Here is a 20,474-nt window from a genome sequence, read left to right on the forward strand (position 1 = left end):
ATCCGACGAGGTCGGCCAGCGCTTCGTCGGTACGGCCGGCGATCGGGGACCCGAGGGCGATGTCGTCGCCGCCGCCGAGCCGGCCCAGGAGCACGGCGACGGCCGCCTGGACGACCATGGAGAGCGTCGCGCGCCGGGCCCGGGCGAGGGCGCCGAGCCGGGTGACGAGGTCGGGTTCGACGGTGAACGCGATCCGGTCGCCCTCGTGCCGCGTCGCGGTGCCGCGGGGCCGGTCGAGCGGGAGCGCGAGCGGCTGCGGGATGCCCGTCAACTCGCTCTGCCAGTAGCGCAGCTGCGTGGAGAGACGGCTGTGCGGATCGTCCTCGGAGCCCAGGAGTTCCTGCTGCCACAGCGTGTAGTCGCCGTACTGCACCGGAAGCTCGTCCCAGTGCGGGGCGTGGCCCGCGCTGCGGGCCGTGTACGCCGTGACGAGGTCCTTGACCAGGGGTGCCATCGATTCGCCGTCGGCGGCGATGTGGTGCACGACGACGACGAGGAGGTGGTCGCGCGGGGCGCTGCGCAGCAGGGTCGCGCGGATCGGGATGGCCGCTGCCAGGTCGAAGGCGCGGTCGGTGAAGCGTGCGGCCTCCTCCAGTGCGTCGCCGGGGGCGACGGGGGTCACGGTGAAGTCGAACGCGGCCTCCGCCATGGGCAGTACGTGCTGGTACGGCGTCGCCGACGGGTCGGTTCTGAAGAGGGTGCGCAGGCTGTCGTGGCGGCCCACCACGTCGAGCAGGGCCGCGTGCAGGGCCTCGGTGTCGAGGTCTCCGGCCAGGCGCAGGGCCATCGAGATGTTGTAGGTGCTGCTGGGGCCTTCCATCTGGTCGAGGAACCAGAGGCGGCGCTGCGCGAAGGACAGGGGAATCACTTGGCATCTGCTCCTTGAGTCATGCGGCGCAGCCGAGGCCTGCTCGACCTGTTCATGCTCTGCCAGTGCGCTGACAGATCGGCGACCGTGGGGAATTCGAAGAGGGACCGGATCGGGATCTCGACGTCGAGCCGGAGAAGGATCTTGCGGGCGAGCCGGGTGGCCAGCAGGGAGTGGCCGCCGAGGTCGAAGAAGGAGTCGTCGATGCCGACCCGGTCCAGACCGAGGACTTCGGCGAACAGTTCACACAGCGTCTCCTCCTGCGCGGTGCGCGGAGGGCGGGCTGCGGTGGTCGCGAACTGGGGCGCGGGCAGGGCCGCGCGGTCCAGCTTTCCGTTGGGGGTGAGCGGGAACCGGTCGAGGACGACGACGGCGCTCGGCACCATGTAGTCCGGCAGTTGGTCGGCGACGTAGGACCGCAGTTTGTCGGCGGCCGGTGCGCCGCCGCCCGGGCCCGGCGTCACGTAGCCGACCAGCCGGGTGCCGCCGTCCGGCGCGGTGGCCGTGGCGACCGTGGCGCGGCCGACGTCGGGGGCGGTGCTCAGCACGGCCTCGATCTCGGCGGGTTCGACGCGGAAGCCGCGCACCTTGACCTGGTGGTCGGTGCGGCCGGCGTACTCCAGTTGCCCGTCGGGCCGCCAGCGTGCCAGGTCGCCGGTGCGGTACATCCGGGCTCCGGGCGCCCCGTACGGGTCGGCGACGAACCGGCCGGCGGTCAGTGCGCTCTGCCGGTGGTAGCCGCGGCCCATGCACGCGCCGGCGACGTACAGCTCGCCGACGGTCCCCGGGGGGACGGGTGCCAGGCCGGAGCCGAGCACGTAGGTGCGCACGCCGCGCAGCGGGGTGCCGAGGGGGACGCCGCCGGTCGCCGTCCACGGGGTCCGCGGCTCCAGGGCGAAGGCGGTCGCGTAGAACGTCTCGCTCTGGCCGTAGCCGTTGACGATCCGCGCACCGGGCCGCGCTGCACGGATGCGGCGCACGAGGTCGCCGGGGAACGCCTCCCCCGCGAGGACGAGGGTGTCGGCCGGGATCCGGTCCGCGCCCTGTTCGAGGAGTTCGGTCAGGACCGAGGGGACGGTGCTGATGACGTCGACGGGCCGGACGGACCGCTCGCCGAGGACCAGGGCGTCGCGGACCAGGTCGAGGGTGCCGCCCGTGCACAGGGCGGTGAAGATCTCGAAGACCGAGACGTCGAAGTTGACCGAGGTGCCGGCCAGCATGCGCCGGCCCGGCGCCGCGCCGATGGTCTCGGCCAGGTGCGCGATGCCGTGGGTGATGTTGCCGTGGGTGATGGTGACGCCCTTGGGCCTGCCGGTCGAGCCGGAGGTGTACATCACGTACGCGGCGTGGCCGGGCAGGGGCGCCGTCGGTGCCTGCCGCGCGCCGGTGGCGCCGCCCAGGTCGGCGAGGTGGATCCGCTCGACCGGGGTGTCGGGCAGCGTCGGGCCGGTGGCCGGGTCGGTGATCAGGAACCGGGGTTTTGCGTGGTCGAGGACGTGGGCCAGCCGGCCGCTGGGGTAGGCCGGGTCGACGGGCAGATAGGCGGCGCCCGCCTTCAGGACCGCCAGCAGGGCCACCACCAGCTCCGGGGTCCTGGGCAGCGCGACGGCGACGACCGTCTCCGGTCCGACGCCGCGGCGGCCGAGGTCCGCGGCCACGCGATCGGCCCGGGTGTCGAGTTCGGCGTAGGTGAGGCGGTCCTCGCCGCAGATCAGCGCGTCCGCGTCGGGGGTGCGGGCCGCCTGCCGCGCGACGGCCGCGGTCACGGTCGTCTCGGCGTCGCTCCCGGCGGGCCGGTGCACGGCGGACAGCGTCCGCCGCCGCTCGTCCGGGGTGAGCAGGTCCAGTTGTGCCACCCGCTGCCGGGGGTCGGCGGCGATCTGCCGCAGGATCCGGGCGAACCGGCCGGCGAGGGTGCGCACCACGTTCTCGCCGAGGGTGTCGCGCTGGTGGTGCAGGGTCAGCCGCAGCAGGGGGTCGGCGGCGGCGATGACGGTCAGCGGGTAGTGCGTACCGGCGTAGGGCCGGGTCCCGGTGATCGTCATCTCCGTGTCGTGGTTGGCCCGGCTGAGGCCGGCCTGGTCCACCGGGAACGACTCGAAGGCGATCATCGTGTCGAACAGGACGCTCAGCCCGGTGTACCGGTGGATCTCGGTGAGCCCGTGGTGATGGTGGTCGAGCAGCGCCGCCTGGCGTTCCTGCAGCGCGGTCAGGACCTCGGCGAGGGTCTCGCCCTGGGTGTGCCGCAGCCGCACGGGGAGGGTGTTGATGAACAGGCCGACCATGGTGTCGATGCCGTCCAGGGCGGGCGGGCGGCCGGAGACCGTCGCGCCGAAGACGACGTCCTGGCGGTCGGTGAGCGCGCCGAGCAGCAGCCCCCAGGCGCCCTGGACCAGGGTGTTGAGGGTGACGCCGAGTTCGGCGGCGCGGCGGGTCAGCGCCTCGGCGTCGGCGGGTGCCAGCGCCACCTCCACCTGGCCGACACCGCCCTGCCCGGTCCCGTCCGTGCCGGCGTCCCTGGGCAGGGCGGCGGCCAGCAGGGTCGGCTCGCGCACCCCGTCGAGCTCGTGCGCCCAGGCTTGCGCGGAGCGTTCCTGGTCCTGCTCGTTCAGCCAGGTCAGGAAGGTCCGGAAGCCGCGGGCCCTGGGCAGGGGCTCCGGTTCGGCGTGGGCGGCGTACAGGCGCAGCAGGTCCTGGACGAGGACCGGCAGCGACCAGCCGTCGAACAGCACGTGGTGCGCGGTGAGGACGAGTTCGCTCTCCGTCGCGCCGGTCCTGACCAGGGCCATCCGCAGCAGGGGCGGCCGCGCCGGGTCGAACGGGGTGCGCAGGTCCCGGGCGAGCAGCTCCTCGTACGCCTGCACGCGTGCGGCCTCGTCGGGCAGGCCGCGCAGGTCGGTCTCGCGCCACGGCAACACGACGTTCTCGGGGACGAGTTGGACCTGTCCGTCGGTGGTGTCGACGCAGGCGACGCGCAGATTGGGGTGGCGGTCCAGGAGGGCCTGGCCGGCCGCGCGCAGCCGGGCCGCGTCGACGGGGCCGCTGAGCCGGAAGGCGAACTGCATGGTGTAGTCGTCGAATCCGGTGGCGGCGAGCTTGGCGTGGAAGAGCAGCCCGGACTGGAGCGGCGTCAGCGGCCAGACGTCGGCCAGGGCGCCGTAGCGGCGCTGCCAGTCGTCGAGCTCCGCCTGGGCCACGTCGACCAGGGGCAGGTCGGAGGGGGTGAGCCCGCCGGCCGTCGGGTCGGTGCGGACGTGGCGGGCGAGCGCGGTGAGCGCCTCCTGCCACAGGACGGCCAGTTCGTCGACGTCGGCGGTGTCCAGGAGGGCGGCGGGGAAGGCGAACACGGCGCCGAGCCGGGGACCGTCCGCGCCGTCGGTGACGACCGCGTTGACGTCGAGGGCGCAGGACGCCGGCATGTCGGCGTCCAGGGCGGCGAGCGCGCCGCCTTCGGGGGCCTGGGCCCAGCCGAGCCCGCGCAGCTCCTCGGGCAGGTCGGCGGCGGAGAAGCGGCCCAGGTAGTTGAAGCCGATCTGCGGTTCCACGCCGGCCAGCCGCGCCGCGGTCTCCTGGTTGAGGTGGCGCAGCAGGCCGAAGCCCATGCCCTTGCCGGGGACGGACCGCAACTGTTCCTTCACGGCCTTGATCGCGTGGCCCGCGGCGGCTCCGCCGGCCATCGCCTCGGTGAGGTCGCAGCCCGCGACGTCGAGGCGGACCGGGTACATGCTGGTGAACCAGCCGACCGTACGGGAGAGGTCGGCGCCCGGCACCCACTCCTCCTCGCGGCCGTGGCCTTCGAGGCGGATCAGCGCGGAGGTCTCGCTGACGCCGCGCCGCGCGCGCCACTGGACGAGCGCGAGGGCCAGAGCGGTGAGCAGGCCGTCGTCGACACCGCCGTGGAACGCGGCGGGCAGCGCGGTCAGCAGCGTCCGGGTGACCTCGGCGGGGACGGCGACGTGCACCCGCGCGAGTGTGTCCATCGTGTCGCGCGCGGGGTCCACGGGCCGGGCCCCGAGCAGCGGGTCGGGTCCGGCCAGCACCCCTTGCCAGTAAGGCAGTTCGGCTACCCGCTCGGGCCGGTTCGCCTGGGCCGCCAGGGCGTGCGCCCAGCGGCGGGCCGAGGTGCCGACCGCCGGGAGCGCCGGGGTGCGGCCCGCACGGACCTGCTCCCAGGCGGCGGCCAGGTCGGGCAGCAGGATCCGCCAGGACACGCCGTCGACGACGAGGTGGTGCAGGACGACCAGGAGCCGTCCCGCGCCGCCGTCGCGGGGGGCGAACCACACGAGTTGCGCCATGGTGCCCGCGGCCGGGTCGAGGCGGCCGGCGGCCGCGTCGAGTTCGCGGGTGAGCAGGTGCCGCCAGCCGTCGCTGTGCCAGGCGCCGTCGCAGGCGACGCGGCGCAGCACGGACGCGGCCGCCACGGTGCCCGGCGCACCGGTCTCCAGGGCGCCGGCGCCGTCGGTGACGAGGCGGGCGCGCAGCACGTCGTGCGTGTCGAGCACGGCCTGCACGGTCGCGGTGAGGGACGCCGCGTCCACGCCGTCGGGCAGGGTGAGGACCATCGACTGCTGGAACCGCCCGTAGCCGCCGCCGAGCGCGAGCAGGTGGCGGCCGATGGGCGGCAGGGGGGAGCGGCCCACGCCGCCGCCCTCCAGCTCGGCGAGGGCCGGCGCCGCGGCCGTGCCCTCGCGGCCCGCGGCGAGCGCGGCCAGGGCGGCGACGGTGCGCTGCTCGAACACCTCGCGGGGGCTGATCTCCAGGCCTGCCGCGCGGGCCCGGGCGACGACCTGGATGGAGCGGATGCTGTCGCCGCCGACGGCGAAGAAGTCGTCGTCGACGCCGACGCGGTCCAGGCCGAGCACGTCCGCGTAGACGGAGCACAGCAGTTCCTCGGGCGCGGTGCGCGGGGCGCGGAACGTGCGGCCCGAGCTGAGCTCGGGTTCGGGCAGCGCGGCCCGGTCGAGCTTGCCGTTCGCGGTGAGCGGCAGCCGGTCCATGACCATGAACGCGGACGGCACCATGTACGCCGGGAGGCGGCCGCCGAGCGAGGTCCGCAGGGCGTCCAGGTCGAGGGCGCCGTCCGCGGCGACGACGTATCCGATCAGCTGCTGTCCGCCGCCGTGCCCGTCGCGCACGACGACGGCGGCCTGCGCGACCGCCGGGTCGGCGAGCAGCGCGGTCTCGATCTCGCCGGGCTCGATGCGAAAGCCCCGCAGCTGCACCTGGTCGTCGCTGCGGCCGAGGTGTTCCAGGCGCCCGTCGGCGAGCCGCCGCCCGACGTCGCCGGTGCGGTACATGCGGGTGCCGGGGGCGCCGTGCGGGTCGGCGACGAAGCGGCTGCCGGTCAGGGCGGGCCTGCCGAGGTAGCCGCGGGAGAGTCCGGCGCCCGCCACGTACAGGTCGCCCGGGACGCCGGGCGGCTGCGGCCGCAGCCGCTCGTCGAGGACGTGGACCGCGAGGTCGGGGATGGGGACGCCGACGACGGAGCCGGGGGCCGAGGCGGCACTGGCCGCGTCGAACGCCACGTAGGTGATGTGCACCGTGGTCTCGGTGGTGCCGTACATGTTGACCAGGACCGGCGCGTCGTCGGCGTGCCGCGCGTACCAGGAGGCGAGGCGCCCCGGGTCGAGGGCCTCACCGCCGAACACCACGTGCCGCAGGGCGAGCCGGTCACCGAGGTGCGGCGCCTGTTCGTCGGCGGACATGAGCTGGTAGAACGCCGAGGGGGTCTGGCTGAGCACGGTGACCCGCTCGTCGGCGAGCAGGGCGAGGAAGTCGTGCGGGTCGCGGCTGGTCTCGTACGACACGACGACGACCCGGCCGCCGTAGAGCAGGGCGCCCCACAGTTCCCAGACGGAGAAGTCGAAGGCGTAGGAGTGGAACAGCGTCCACACGTCGTCGGGGCCGAAGCCGAACCAGTCGTTGGTCGCGTCCATCAGCCGCATCACGTTGTCGTGTCCGACGACGACGCCCTTGGGCCGGCCGGTGGAGCCGGAGGTGTAGATGACGTACGCCGGCTGCCCGGGCGTGACGACGGTGTCCACGCGGTCGGTGGGGTGGGTCCGGGACGCGGCGATGGTCTCGGGGGTGACGGTGGCGACCGGCCGCGCGTCCTGGAGCATGTACGCGATGCGGTCGGCCGGGTAGGCCGGGTCGACCGGCACGTAGGCCGCTCCGGACTTCAGGATGCCGAGGATCGCGACGGGCAGTTCGTGGGTGCGCGGCACGCTCAGCGCCACGAACCGTTCGGCGCCCGCGCCCTGCTCCACCAGGAGCCGGGCCAGCTGGTTCGCCCGCTCGTCGAGCTGCCGGTAGGTCAGCGTGGTGGTGCCGTACGACACCGCGGGCGCGTCGGGGGTGGCCGCGGCCTGCCGTTCGAAGCGGGCGACGACGGTGTCGGTGACCGGGTGCCCGGCGGGGACCGCGGTGAGCCGGCGGCGTTCGGCCGCCGTGAGCAGGCTGATGTCCGCGATCGGGGTGAGCGGGTGGGTCACCACCTTGCGGACCGTCCGCTCGAACCAGGTGGTGAGCGCTTCGGCCGTGGCACGGTCGAAGAGGTCGACGGCGAACTCGACGGTGCCCTCGACGCGGCGCCCGTCCGGGCCGCTTGTCTCGCCCATGCCGAAGGTCAGGTCGAACTTGGCGGAGTCGACGGCCACCGGCTCGTAGCCCACGCGCAGACCGTCGAGGTCGAAGTCGGGCCGGCTGACGTTCTGCCAGATGAACATGGTCTGGAACAGCGGGTGATAGGCAGTGGAGCGCTCGGGGTTGAGCAGTTCCACCAGCCGCTCGAAGGGCACGTCCTGGTTGTCGTAGGCGGTCAGGGCCTTCTCGCGGACCCGGGCGAGCACGTCGCGGAAGGTGGGCTCGCCGGAGAGGTCGGCGCGCAGCACCCAGGTGTTGGCGAAGAACCCGACGAGTCCGGCGAGGGCCTCGTCGGTGCGCGCGGCGATCGGCGAGCCGATCGTGACGTCGTCGCCGGCACCGAGCCGGCCCAGCAGGACCGCGAGGGCGGCCTGGAGCACCATCGAGACCGTCGCGCCCTCGCGCCGGGCCACCTCTCGCACCTGGGTGAAGAGCTCCGGCTCGATGACGAAGGGCACCCGGTCGCCGCGGTGGCTCGCGGTGACCGGCCGCGGCCGGTCGGCGGGCAGCTGCAGCGGCTGCGGGATACCGGTCAACTCGTTTGTCCAGTAGGCGAGTTGCGTGGAGAGGCGGCTGTCCGGGTCGTCCTCGTCGCCGAGCAGCTTCTGCTGCCACAGCGCGTAGTCCACGTACTGCACCGGCAGGGCGGCCGGCTGCGGCTCAAGGCCGGCGCGGCGGGCCCGGTAGGCGGTGACCAGGTCACGCGAGAGCGGCGCCATCGACTCGCCGTCACCGGCGATGTGATGCATCACGAGCACCAGTACGTGCTCGTCCTCGGCGACCTCGAACAGTGAGGCCCGCAGCGGGATCTCCGCGGCCAGGTCGAAGGCGTGGGACGCCGCCTGGGCGACCTGCGCGGGCACGTCGGCCGGAGCGACCGGCGTCACCGGCATCTCCACCGTGAACCGGCCGTCCGCCAGGACCTCCTGGACGGGGATGCCCGCGTCGTCCGCCGACACGGTCGTGCGCAGGCTCTCGTGCCGGGCCACCACGTCCGCCACCGCGGCCCGCAGCGCGGCCACGTCCAGCGGCCCGGTCAGCCGGAGCGCGACCGTGATGTTGTAGGTGGCGCTCGGGCCTTCGAACTGGTCCAGGAACCACAGGCGGCGCTGCGCGTACGACAGCGGCAGCCGCTCGGGGCGTTCCTGCGCCGCGAGGGCGGGGCGATCCGTGTCGGCGGCGCCGAGCCGGGCCGCGAGGGCGGCCACCGTGGGCGCCTCGAACACGGTACGGACGCTGACCTCGGCGTTCAGCACGGTACGCAGCCGCGAGACGAGCCGGGTCGCGAGCAGGGAGTGCCCGCCGAGGTCGAAGAACGACTCGTCGATGCCGGTCCGGTCGAGGCCGAGCACCTCGGCGAACAGACCGCACAGGACCTCCTCCTGCGGGGTCCCCGGCGCCCTGGACTCCCCGGCGGTGAACTCCGGCTGCGGCAGTGCCTTGCGGTCCACCTTGCCGATGGGCGTGAGCGGCAGGGCGTCGAGCACCATGACCGCGGCGGGGACCATGTACTCGGGCAGCCGCTCGGCGAGGAACCGGCGCAGCTCGGTCGCGCCGGGCGGCGCCGCCGCGGCGGCGGGCGACGGTGCCGCGTAGCCGACGAGCTGCTTGCCGCTGCCGATCCCGGGGATCTCGCGGGCCACCACGATGGCCTGTGCGACATCGGGGTGGGCGGTCAGCGTCGCCCCGATCTCGCCGAGCTCGACGCGGAACCCGCGCACCTTCACCTGCTCGTCGACGCGGCCGACGAACATGATCTGCCCGTGCTCGTTCCACCGCACGAGGTCGCCGGTGCGGTACAGCCGCTCCCCGGTGCCGAAGGGGCTGGCCACGAAGGAGCCGGCGGTCAGGGCCGCCTGGTGCAGGTACCCGCGCACGACACCGGATCCGGCGACGTACAGCTCTCCGACGAGGCCCGGGGCGACGAGCCGCAGGCCCGCGTCGAGCACGTACAGGCGCATGTTGTCGAGCGGCCGGCCGATGGGCACCTCGGTGGCGTCCTCGGCGACCGGCCCGATCCGGTTGTAGGTGGCGAAGACGGTGACCTCGGTGGGCCCGTACATCACCACGACCTGCGTGCCGGGGCAGGCCTGCTGCACCCGGCGGACCGCGGCGGGCGACACGACGTCGCCGCCGGGCCGCACCTCGACGACCGACGCGAAGCACTCCGGGTGCTCCTGCGCCATCACGGCGAACAGTCCGGCCGTCAGGAACATGCCGGTGACCCCGCTGGAGCGGATCAGCTCGGCCAGCTCCCTCGTGTCGACGCGGCCGGGCGGCGCGATGACGAGGTGGCCGCCCTTGAACAGCGGCACCCACACCTCGTACGTCGACGAGTCGAAGGAGTGCGGGGAGTGCATCAGGACCCGCTGCGCCGCGCGGTCGGAGAAGCCCTGGTCGAGGGCGAGTTCGGTGGCGTCGCGGTGCGAGGACGGTACGCCCTTCGGCTCGCCCGTGGAGCCCGACGTGAACATCACGTACGCCAGCTGGTCGGGGTGGACCGGTACGGCCGGGTCCGTGACGGGCCCGCCGGCGGTGGCGGCGACGTCGGCGGCGGTGAGGACGACGGACACGCCCGCCTTGGCGCACACCCGCTCCCGGTGTCCGGCGGACCAGTCGGGGAACAGCGGCACGTAGGCGCCGCCGGCCTTGACGATGCCCAGTTCCGCGACGACGAGTTCGACGCACCGCTCCATCCACACGGCGACCAGCGACTCGGCGCGCACGCCCGCGGCGATCAGGTGGTGGGCGAGCTGGTTGGCCCGCGCGTCCAGCTCGGAGTAGGTGAGCCGGACGTCCCCGTACTCCACGGCGAGGGCGTGCGGGGTGCGGGCGAGCTGGGCGGCGAAGAGCTCGGGGACCGTGGTGAGCGGCACGTCCGTGGCGGTGTCGTTCCAGCCGGCCAGCGTCTCGCGCTCGCCGGGCAGCAGCGCGTCGAGCCGGGCGAGGCTGGTGCGGGGCGCGGCGGCGACGGTGCGCAGGAGGTGCTGGTAGCGGTCCAGGACGCGGCTGGCCTGTTCCTGGTCGAAGGCGGCGGGCTGGTAGTCGAGGCGCAGCCGCATCGCGTCGCCGTCGGGGATCACGGCGAGGGCCAGCGGATAGTGCGTGGCGTCCAGCCCTTCGACGATCCGCACGTCCAGGTGCCGGTTGTCGTCCCGGTCGGCGGAGTTCCGCACGACGGGGTAGTTCTCGTAGACGGTGAGGGTGTCGAACAGCTGGCCCGCGCCCGCGAGTTGCTGGATCTCGGTGAGGCCCAGGTGATGGTGGGCGAGCAGGGCCGCCTGTTCCTGCTGGACGCGCTGGACGAGACCGGCGAGCGTCTCGGCGGCGTCCAGACGGATGCGGACGGGCAGGGTGTTGATGAACAGGCCCACCATCCGCTCCACGCCCGGGAGTTCGGCGGGGCGGCCCGAGACGACGGAACCGAAGACCACGTCCTCGCGTCCGGTCAGCCCCCCGACGAGGACGCCCCACACGGTCTGTACGAGGGTGTTGAGCGTGACGCCCCAGGAGCGGGCGATCTCGGTGAGTTCCGTGACGAGAGCGCTGTCCAGGTGCGCGCGCAGCCGGGCCGGGACGCGGGTCTCCGCCGGCACGAAGCCGGGCGCCACCAGCGTCGGCTCCTCCACCCCGGCCAGCGCCTCGCGCCACGCCGCCTCCGCGGCGGGCCGGTCCGCGTCCGCGAGCCAGGTCAGGTAGGTGCGGTAGGGCGCGGCGACCTCAGGCCCGGGAGTGACGGACAGACCGGGCGCGGCCGTCTGCCGGTAGTGGGCGAACATCTGGGTGAACAGGATCGGCATGGACCAGCCGTCGAGCAGGATGTGGTGGTTGGTCAGGACCAGCCGGTGCCGGTCCACGCCCAGGCGCACCAGCACCCACCGCAGCAGCGGTGCGCGTCGCAGGTCGAAGGGGGTGGCGCGCTCCCGGTCGGCGACGGCGGCGGCCTCGTCCTCCGGTGCGTCGTACGACGACACGTCCAGGGTGCGGAAGGGCGCCGGCACCGAACCCGGCACCGAACCGGTCACGACCTGCATCCACCGGCCGTCGGCGGCCTGCCGGAAGGCGGCCCGCAGGTTCGCGTGCCGGTCGAGGACGGCCTGCGCGGCGGCCCGCAGCCGCTCGACGTCCAGGGGGCCGGTCAGGTCGAGGGCCAGCTGGGAGGTGTAGACGTCCGTGGCCTGCTCGTCGTATCCGGCGTGGAAGGCCAGACCCTGCTGGAGCGGGGAGAGGGAGAGGAGGTCGTCCAGTACGGCGCCGTCTGCGGCGAGTTCGGCTTGCAGGGTGTCGATGTCCGCCTGGTCGATCTCTACGAGGGGGAAGTCGGACGGCGTGTAGCCGCCTGCGCCCTGCTCGACGGCTTCCGCGATCGCGGTCAGCTCCTCGAACCAGGCCTGCGCCAACTCCTGCACGCGTTCCTGGGAGAGGATCTCGCCGGCCCAGGACCACACCGCCCGCAGCACCGGACCCTCACCGGCTTCTTCGATGAGGGAATTCACCTCGACGGTGTGCGCCAGCGGCATCCGCGGGTCCATCCCGCCATGCAGGCCCAGACCGGTTGTCTCGGTGGCCGTGGTGAAGCGGCCCAGGTAGTTGAAGCCGATCTGCGGCTCCGCGCCCGCCAGCTCGGGGGCCGTCTGCTCGTTCAGGTAGCGCAGCAGGCCGTAACCCAGACCCTTGTCCGGGACCCGGCGCAGCTGTTCCTTCACCTGCCGCACCGAGGCAGCCGCGTCCCCCGGGCCTGCGTCCAGCGCCACCGGATACACCGAGGTGAACCAGCCCACCGTCCGCGAAAGATCAACCCCGGGCAGCTCCTCACGACCGTGCCCCTCCACATCCACTAGAACGGGATGCGATCCGCTACCCCGCCAGCGCCGCACCGCCCGCGCCAGAGCAGCCAGCAGCACATCGTTGATCTCACCGTGGAAGGCGGTCGGCACCGCACCCAGCAGACGCCGCGACACCGCAGTAGGAAGGCGCAGCTCCAGCTGGCCGGCCGAGGACGCCACATCCACCACCGCATCCAGCGGACGCGCACCCAGCAACGGATCCGGGGTACTGCGCACGCCACGCCAGAACTCCAGCTCAGTGACCCGCGCCTGCGCCTCGTCCACCAGCAGCCGCGCCCACCGACGGAACGACGTCGCCACCCCCGCCAACTCCACCGACGGCTCGGACAGTGCCGCCTGAACGTCCGGGACGATGATCCGCCACGACACCCCGTCCACCACCAGATGGTGCGCCACCAGCAACAACACACCCTCGGCCTCCGCGCCGCGGTCGAACCACACGCCCTGCACCATCACACCCGCACCAGGCGACAACCGCCCCTGCGCACCACGACGCTCCACCACAACCAGCTCGTCGAACGCCTCTCGCGACAGACCCCGGGCATCGACCCGGCACACCACCGCGCGAGCCGGCGCCTCGGACACCTCCGGGACGTCCAGTACCCAGCCCCCCTCAGCTGTCAGCTCCGCCCGCATCCGCAGCACATCGTGACGCGCCAGAACCGCCTGAACCGCGGCCTCCACCTCCACCAACCCGGCACCCACAGGCACCGCCACACCCATCGACTGGTAGAAGCCGTCCAGTACGCCGTTCCGTTCGGCGAACAGGGCGACGACCGGTGTCGCGGGGACGTCGCCGACGGGTTCGTCCGTGACAGCGGCGGGCTCCTTCACCGCGGTGGCCTGTGTCATCGCCGCGAGGGCTTCGACGGTGCGCCAGCGGAACACGTCCCGCGCCGAGAACGTCACGCCCGCGGCACGCGCCCGCGCCACGAGCTGGATCGCCACGATCGAGTCGCCGCCGAGGTCGAAGAACGACTCGTCCACGCCCACCGACTCCAGGCCCAGCACCTCGGCGAAGACCGCGCACAGCGCCTCTTCGGCGGTGGTGCGCGCCCGGGTCGGGACGCCGGCGCCGAAGTCGGGTTCCGGCAGGGCCTTGCGGTCGAGCTTGCCGCTGGTGTTCAGCGGGAAGGCGTCCAGGACCATGACGGCGGCCGGGACCATGTACTCCGGCAGCCGCTCCGCCACGTACGCGCGGAGCACCGACGGTTCGGGGGCCGCCTCGGAGTCGGCGGGAACGACGTAGCCGACGAGCCGCTGATTGCCGGTGGCGGACGCGCGGACGGTGACCACGCTCCCGCCGACCTGCGGGTGGGCCGCCAGCGCGGCCTCGATCTCACCCGGCTCGATCCGGAAGCCGCGCACCTTGACCTGGTCGTCGGCCCGGCCCGCGTACACCAGTTGGCCGTCGCGGCCCCAGCGGGCGAGGTCGCCCGTGCGGTACAGCCGCTGTCCGGTCGCGCTGGGGTCCGGCACGAAGCGGGACGCGGTCAGTGCGGGCCGGCCCAGGTAGCCGCGGGCGAGGCCGGAGCCCGCCACGTACACCTCTCCTGTCACGCCGGGCGGGACGGGGCGCAGTCGGGCGTCCAGGACGTGGACCGCGCCGTCCAGGACGGGCCGCCCGATCGGCGGCGCCTGCCCCGTCACCGCGAGCGGGTCGCTCAGGGTGGCCGCGATGGTGATCTCGGTCGGGCCGTAGGCGTTCACCATGCGCCGTCCCGGCGCCCACTTCGCCACCAGCTCCGGCGGACACGCCTCCGCGCCCACCACCGGCACCGACAGGACGTCCGTGGGCAGCTGCGGCACGGTGGCCAGCACCGCCGGCGGCACCAGGGCATGGGTGACCCGGCCCGCGGTCAGCACCTGCGCCAGCTCCTCGCCGACCAGCACCCCCGCCGGAGCGACGACCAGCGCGGCGCCCGCCCCCCACGCCATCAGCAGCTCCATCACCGAGGCGTCGAAGCTGGGTGACGCGAGCTGCAGCACCCGGCTGTCCGGCGTCAGGTGGAAACGGCGCGTCATGGAGGCAGCCAGGGCTCCCACGCCGGCGTGCGTGACCGCGACGCCCTTCGGCACCCCCGTCGAACCCGACGTGAAGATCACGTACGCCAACTGCTCCGGCAGCGGGACGACGGCGGGGAGCGGCCGCGTGGCGGATACCTGCGCCTCCGCCTCTGCCTCTGCCTGCGCCTCCGCCTCCGCCTCTGCCTGCGCCACCAGCTCGGCGTCGAGAACCAGGCACGGCGCCGCCTGCTCCACCATGTGCCGCACCCGCTGCTCGGGATAGGCCGGGTCGATCGGCAGCCACGCCGCACCGAGGCGCGACACCGCGAGCACCGCCACCACCAGCTCCACCGACCGGGCGAGCCGCAGACCCACCACGTCGCCGGTGCGCACCCCCCGGTCCGCGAGCCGGCCGGCCAGCCGGCCCGCCCGCCGGTCCAGCTCGGCGAACGACCAGTGCCGTGCCCCGCTGATCAGGGCCGTCGCGTCGGGCGTGCCGGTCACCCAGCGCCCGAACAGCTCGGGCAGGGAGCGGGCCTGGTCCGTGGAGCCGCTGTCGTTCCACGCGGCCAGTTCGGCGCGCTCGCCCGGCAGCAGCACGTCGACCGCCTCCACCCGCACGGACGCGTCCGCGGCGACGGTCGCCAGCACCTGCGCGAACCGCCCGGCCAAGGTCTGCGCCGTCTCCTCGTCGAAGACGTCGGCCGCGTACTCGAGCGCGCCCGTCAGCCCGTCCGCGCCGCCGTCCGGGCCGTGCTCCTCGGCCAGTTGCAGCGTGAGGTCGAACTTCGCGGAGCCCAGCTCCACGGGCTCCACCGCGACCTGAAGGCCGGGCAGCTCCAGGCGGCCCCGTACGTTGTTCTGCAGGACCACCATCACCTGGAACAGTGCCTGCTGGGCCGCCGAGCGTTCCACGCCCAGCGCGTCGACCAGCCGGTCGAACGGAACGTCCGCGTGCGCGTGCGCGCCGAGGTGGACGTCCCGCACCCGGTCGAGGAGTTCACGGAACGTCGGGTCGCCGGAGACGTCCGTCCGCAGCACCACAGTGTTCACGAAGAAGCCGACCAGGTCGTCCAGGCCTTCGTCGGAGCGGCCGGCCACCGGGGCGCCGACCGGCAGGTCGTCGCCCGCGCCCAGCCGGGAGAGCAGCACGGTGAGCGCCGCGTGCAGCACCATGAACAGGGTCACGCCCCGCTCGCGCGCCAGCTCGACGAGCGCCCGGTGCACCTGGGCGTCGACGGCGAACGGCACGGTGCCCCCGCGGTGCGAGGCCACGGCCGGGCGCGGGCGGTCGTAGGGCAGGGCCAGCTCCGCCGGGGAGCCTTCCAGCGCCGTGCGCCAGTAGGCGAGCTGTTCGCCGACCAGGCTCGTCGGGTCGTCCTCGGAGCCCAGCACTTCGCGCTGCCACATGGCGAAGTCGGCGTACTGGCCCGGGAGTTCGGGGAAGTCGGGTGCCGCGGCGCGGTGCCGCGCGGCGTAGGCGGCCGACAGGTCGCGCAGGAGCGGGGCCATCGACCAGCCGTCGGCGGCTATGTGGTGCAGCACGATCAACAGCACGTGCTCGTCCTCGGCGACCTCGAACAGCGAGACCCGCAGCGGGATCTCCGCGGCCAGGTCGAAGCAGTGCGCCGCCGCCTCGGACATCGCCCGGGACAGCCCGTCCCGGGCCGGCCGGGCCCGGTGCAGCTCCGGCCGGACGCCCTCCAGGACGCGCTGGCTGGGCTCGCCGTCGTGTACCGCGATGACGGTGCGCAGACTCTCGTGCCGTTCGACCACGTCCGCCAGGGCCGCCCGCAGCGCCGACACGTCGACCTGTCCGGTGAGCCGCAGGGAGACGGCGATGTTGTACGCGGCGCTGGGCCCCTCGAGCTGGTCGAGGAACCAGATGCGGCGCTGGGCAAAGGACAGCGGGATCACGATGTGCCCCTCTCTCGCGACATACGGCGGAACTTGGGCCGCGCCGGACGTGCAGTGGGAAGAAGTTCGGAAAGTCGGGCCACTGTCGGTGCCTGGAAGACGTCCTTGGCGGTCATCTGCACCCCGAGGCGTGCGGCGATGCGGACAGTGAGTTTGCTGACGAGCAGGGAGTGTCCGCCGAGGTCGAAGAAGGAGTCGTCGATGCCGACCGTCTCGAACCCGAGGACTTCCGCGAACAGTTCGCAGAGCTGTTCTTCGTTCTTGGTACGGGGCGCCCTGGCCGTCGAGACGCTGACGTACTCGGCCTCGGGCAGGGCCTTGCGGTCGATCTTGCCGTTGGTTGTCAGGGGGAAGGCGTCCAGGACGACGACGGCGGCCGGGACCATGTACTCCGGCAGCCGGCCCGCCACGGCCTCGCGCAGGTCGGTTCCTTCGACATGGCCGGAGGCCGTCGCGTAGCCGATGAGCTGTTTGGTGCCGGTGGTCGTGGTCCGGGCGATCACGAGGGCCCGGTCGACCTGCGGATGAGCCGCCAGCGCGGCCTCGATCTCGCCCAGCTCGATCCGGAAACCACGCACCTTCACCTGGTCATCGGCCCGGCCCAGGTACTCCAGGTCGCCCGCGCCGCTCCAGCGCACCAGATCGCCCGTGCGGTACAGCCGCTGCCCGGTCGCGTAGGGGTTCGGCACGAAGCGTTCCGCGGTCAGGGCCGCACGGTTCTGGTAGCCGCGGGCCAGCCCGGCTCCGGCGATGTACAGCTCGCCGGCGGTGCCTGGCGGGACGGGTTGCAGCCGGCCGTCCAGGACGTAGGTCCGCATGCCGTCGAGCGGGCGCCCGATCGGTACGTCCGTCACATCCACGCCCAGGGCGTCCATGCGGTGACAGGCCGCGAACGTCGTCGTCTCCGTCGGCCCATACCCATTGACCACCACCAGGCCGGGGCACACCTCCTGCACCCGGCGCACCGCCGCCGCCGACACCACATCACCACCGGCCCACACCTGCACCACCGAGGCAAAACACTCCGGAAACTCCTGCGCCATCACCCCGAACAAACCAGCCGTCAACCACAGCGCACTCACCCCGCTGGAACGGATCAGAGCCGCCAGCTCACCCGCATCCACCCGGCCCGGCGGCGCCACCACCACCTGACCGCCATTGAGCAACGGCACCCACACCTCATACGTCGACGCATCGAACGAATGCGGCGAATGCACCAACACCCGCCCATGCGCCCCACCCGCAAACACACCATCAGCCGCCAGCGCCACCACATCCCGCTGCCGGACCGCCACCCCCTTCGCCACACCCGTCGACCCCGACGTGAACATCACATACGCCAACTGATCAGGACGCACCACCACACCGAGGTCGGCGACGGGGCCCCCGGCCGTGGCCGCGACATCGTCGGCGGTGACGGTGAGGACCACCCCGGCCTGCTCGCACACCCGCGCGCAGTGTTCGTCGGACCAGTGCGGGAAGAGCGGTACGTAGGCGCCGCCGGCCTTGGCGATGCCCAGCTCCGCGATCACCAGCTCGGTGCAGCGCTCCATGCGGATCGCCACCAGCGACTCCGCACCCACGCCCCGCTCCCGGAGCCAGTACGCCAACTGGGCGGAACGGGCGTCCAGTTGGGCGTAGGTCAGGCGGGCTTCACCGAACTCCACGGCCGGCGCCTGCGGCGCCCGCGCCACCTGCTCCGCGAACACCTCCGGAATGGATCCGGTGAACACCTCGACCCCGGTGCTGTTCCACTCCTCCAGCGCGGCGCGCTCACCGGGCAACAGCATGTCGAGCTGGGCGAGGGGCCGGTCGGCGGTGGTGGTCAGGTGGTGCAGGAGGTGCTGGTAGCGGTCCAGGATGCGGCTCGCGTGCTCCTGGTCGAAGGCGGTGGGCTGGTAGTCGAGGCGCAGCCGCATCGCGTCGCCTGCGGGGATCGCCGCGAGGGTCAGCGGGTAGTGCGTGGCGTCGAGTCCTTGGACGACGCGGGCGTCCAGGCGCCGGTCGTCCTGCCCGTCGGCGGAGTCCCGTGTGACGGGGTAGTTCTCGTAGACGGTGAGGGTGTCGAACAGCTGGCCTGTTCCTGCGAGTTGCTGGATCTCGGTGAGGCCGAGGTGGTGGTAGGCGAGGAGGGCTGCCTGTTCCTGCTGGACGCGCTGGACGAGGCCGGTGAGCGTCTCGGCGGCGTCCAGGCGGATGCGGACGGGCAGGGTGTTGATGAACAGGCCGACCATGGACTCCACGCCGGGAAGTTCGGCGGGGCGGCCCGAGACGACGGATCCGAAGACCACGTCCTCGCGCCCGGTCAGCCCGCCGACCAGCACACCCCACACGGTCTGCACGAGAGTGTTGAGCGTGACGCCCCAGGAACGGGCCAGCACGGTCAGCTCCGCGACCACCGACTCCGCAACCCGCGCCTCACACCGCTCAGGGACTCGCGTCTGCGCCGCGGTGAACGCCGGCGCCACCAGCGTCGGCTCCTCCACGCCCGCCAGCGCCTCCCGCCAGGCCGCCTCCGCGGCCGGCCGGTCCGCCTCCGCCAGCCACGCCAGATACGCACCGAACGGCCGCACCGCGGGAAGCACAGCAGCACCACCCTGGCGGTAGAACGCCAGCAACTCCCGGAACAGGACCGGCATCGACCATCCGTCGAGCAGGATGTGGTGGTTGGTCAGGACCAAGCGGTGCCGGTCCGTGCCGAGACGCACCAGCACCCACCGCAGCAGTGGCCCCCGCCGCAGGTCGAACCCGCGCCCCCGCTCCTCCACCGCGACCGCGTCCGCCGCTTGCTCAGGGTCGGGGCCGGTGGAGAGGTCGCGCGTCTCGAAGGGGGTTCCGGGAAGCCGGACGATCGCCTGGTACGGGGTTCCGTCCGCCGACTTCCGCAGGACGGCTCGGAGGTTGGGGTGCCGGTCGAGGAGCTTGTGGGCGGCGACGCGCAGCCGCTCGACGTCCAGGGGAGGACCGGTCAGGTCGAGAACGAACTGGGCGGTGTAGACGTCCGTGGCCTGCTCGTCGTAATCGGCGTGGAAGGCCAGACCCTGCTGGAGCGGGGAGAGGGAGAGGAGGTCGTCCAGTACGGCGCCGTCCGCGGCGAGTTCGGCTTGCAGGGTGTCGATGTCCGCCTGGTCGACCGCTACGAGGGGGAAGTCGGACGGCGTGTGACCGCCCGCGCCCTGCTCGACGGCTTCCGCGATCGCGGTCAGCTCCTCGAACCAGGCCTGCGCCAACTCCTGCACGCGTTCCTGGGAGAGGATCTCGCCGGCCCAGGACCACACCGCCCGCAGCACCGGACCCTCACCGGCTTCTTCGATGAGGGAATTCACCTCGACGGTGTGCGCCAGCGGCATCCGCGGGTCCATCCCGCCATGCAGGCCCAGACCGGTTGCCTCGGCGGCAGTGGTGAAGCGGCCCAGGTAGTTGAAGCCGATCTGCGGCTCCGCACCCGCCAGCTCGGGGGCCGTCTGCTCGTTCAGGTAGCGCAGCAGGCCGTAACCGAGGCCCTTGTCCGGGACCTGGCGCAGTTGCTCCTTCACCTGCCGCACCGAGGAAGCCGCATCCCCCGGGCCTGCGTCCAGCGCCACCGGATACACCGAGGTGAACCAGCCCACCGTCCGCGAAAGATCAACCCCGGGCAGCTCCTCACGACCATGCCCCTCCACATCCACCAGAACGGGATGCGATCCGCTACCCCGCCAGCGCCGCACCGCCCGCGCCAGAGCAGCCAGCAGCACGTCATTGATCTCACCGTGGAAGGCGGCCGGCACCGCACCCAGCAGACGCTGCGACACCGCAGTAGGAAGGCGCAGCTCCAGCTGGCCGGCCGAGGACGCCACATCCACCGCCGCATCCAGCGGGCGTACGCCCAGCAGCGGGTCCGGGGTGCTGCGCACGCCACGCCAGAAGTCCAGCTCAGTGACCCGCGCCTGCGCCTCGTCCACCAGCAGCCGCGCCCACCGACGGAACGACGTCGCCACCCCCGCCAGCTCCACCGACGGTTCGGACAGTGCCGCCTGAACGTCCGGGACGATGATCCGCCACGACACCCCATCGACCACCAGATGGTGCGCCACCAGCAGCAGCACACCCTCGGCATCCGGGCCGCGGTCGAACCACACGCCCTGCACCATCACACCCGCACCAGGCGACAACCGCCCCTGCGCCCCACGACGCTCCACCACCACGAGCCG

General features: G+C 73.2%; 3 protein-coding genes (1 of these 3 cut by a window edge). All 3 read right to left on the reverse strand.

What is annotated here, in order from left to right:
- Tightly spaced (each overlapping or abutting the next), the 3 genes in view from ACIBW6_RS33875 to ACIBW6_RS33885 form a layout consistent with a single transcriptional unit that may run on beyond the window.
- Positions 1 to 868, reverse strand: the 5' portion of a protein-coding gene (locus ACIBW6_RS33875; RefSeq protein WP_399066588.1) for an amino acid adenylation domain-containing protein. It extends 13,823 nt beyond the left edge of the window; 868 of the gene's 14,691 nt are visible here — the first part of the coding sequence; the start codon lies at positions 866 to 868; its stop codon lies beyond the left edge, outside the window.
- Positions 865 to 16,284 (reverse strand): amino acid adenylation domain-containing protein, encoded by a 15,420-nt coding sequence (locus tag ACIBW6_RS33880; RefSeq protein WP_399066589.1) that lies wholly within the window; start codon positions 16,282 to 16,284, stop codon positions 865 to 867. Before ACIBW6_RS33880 ends, ACIBW6_RS33875 begins: the two co-directional genes overlap by 4 nt.
- The gene (locus ACIBW6_RS33885) at positions 16,281 to 20,414 is read right to left on the reverse strand and encodes an amino acid adenylation domain-containing protein (RefSeq protein WP_399066591.1); all 4,134 of its coding nucleotides are present in this window, start codon (positions 20,412 to 20,414) and stop codon (positions 16,281 to 16,283) included. The genes ACIBW6_RS33880 and ACIBW6_RS33885 overlap by 4 nt, the downstream gene beginning before the upstream one ends.
- Between the last annotated feature and the right edge of the window lie 60 nt (positions 20,415 to 20,474).

The organism is Streptomyces sp. NPDC049813, from assembly GCF_044465085.1.
Taxonomy (GTDB): Bacteria; Actinomycetota; Actinomycetes; order Streptomycetales; family Streptomycetaceae; genus Streptomyces.

What these genes read in the sequence shown, in the direction of transcription:
- ACIBW6_RS33885 (WP_399066591.1), bottom strand. Translation starts at nt 20,414, where the DNA reads ATGGTGCAGGGCGTGTGGTTCGACCGCGGCCCGGATGCCGAGGGTGTG.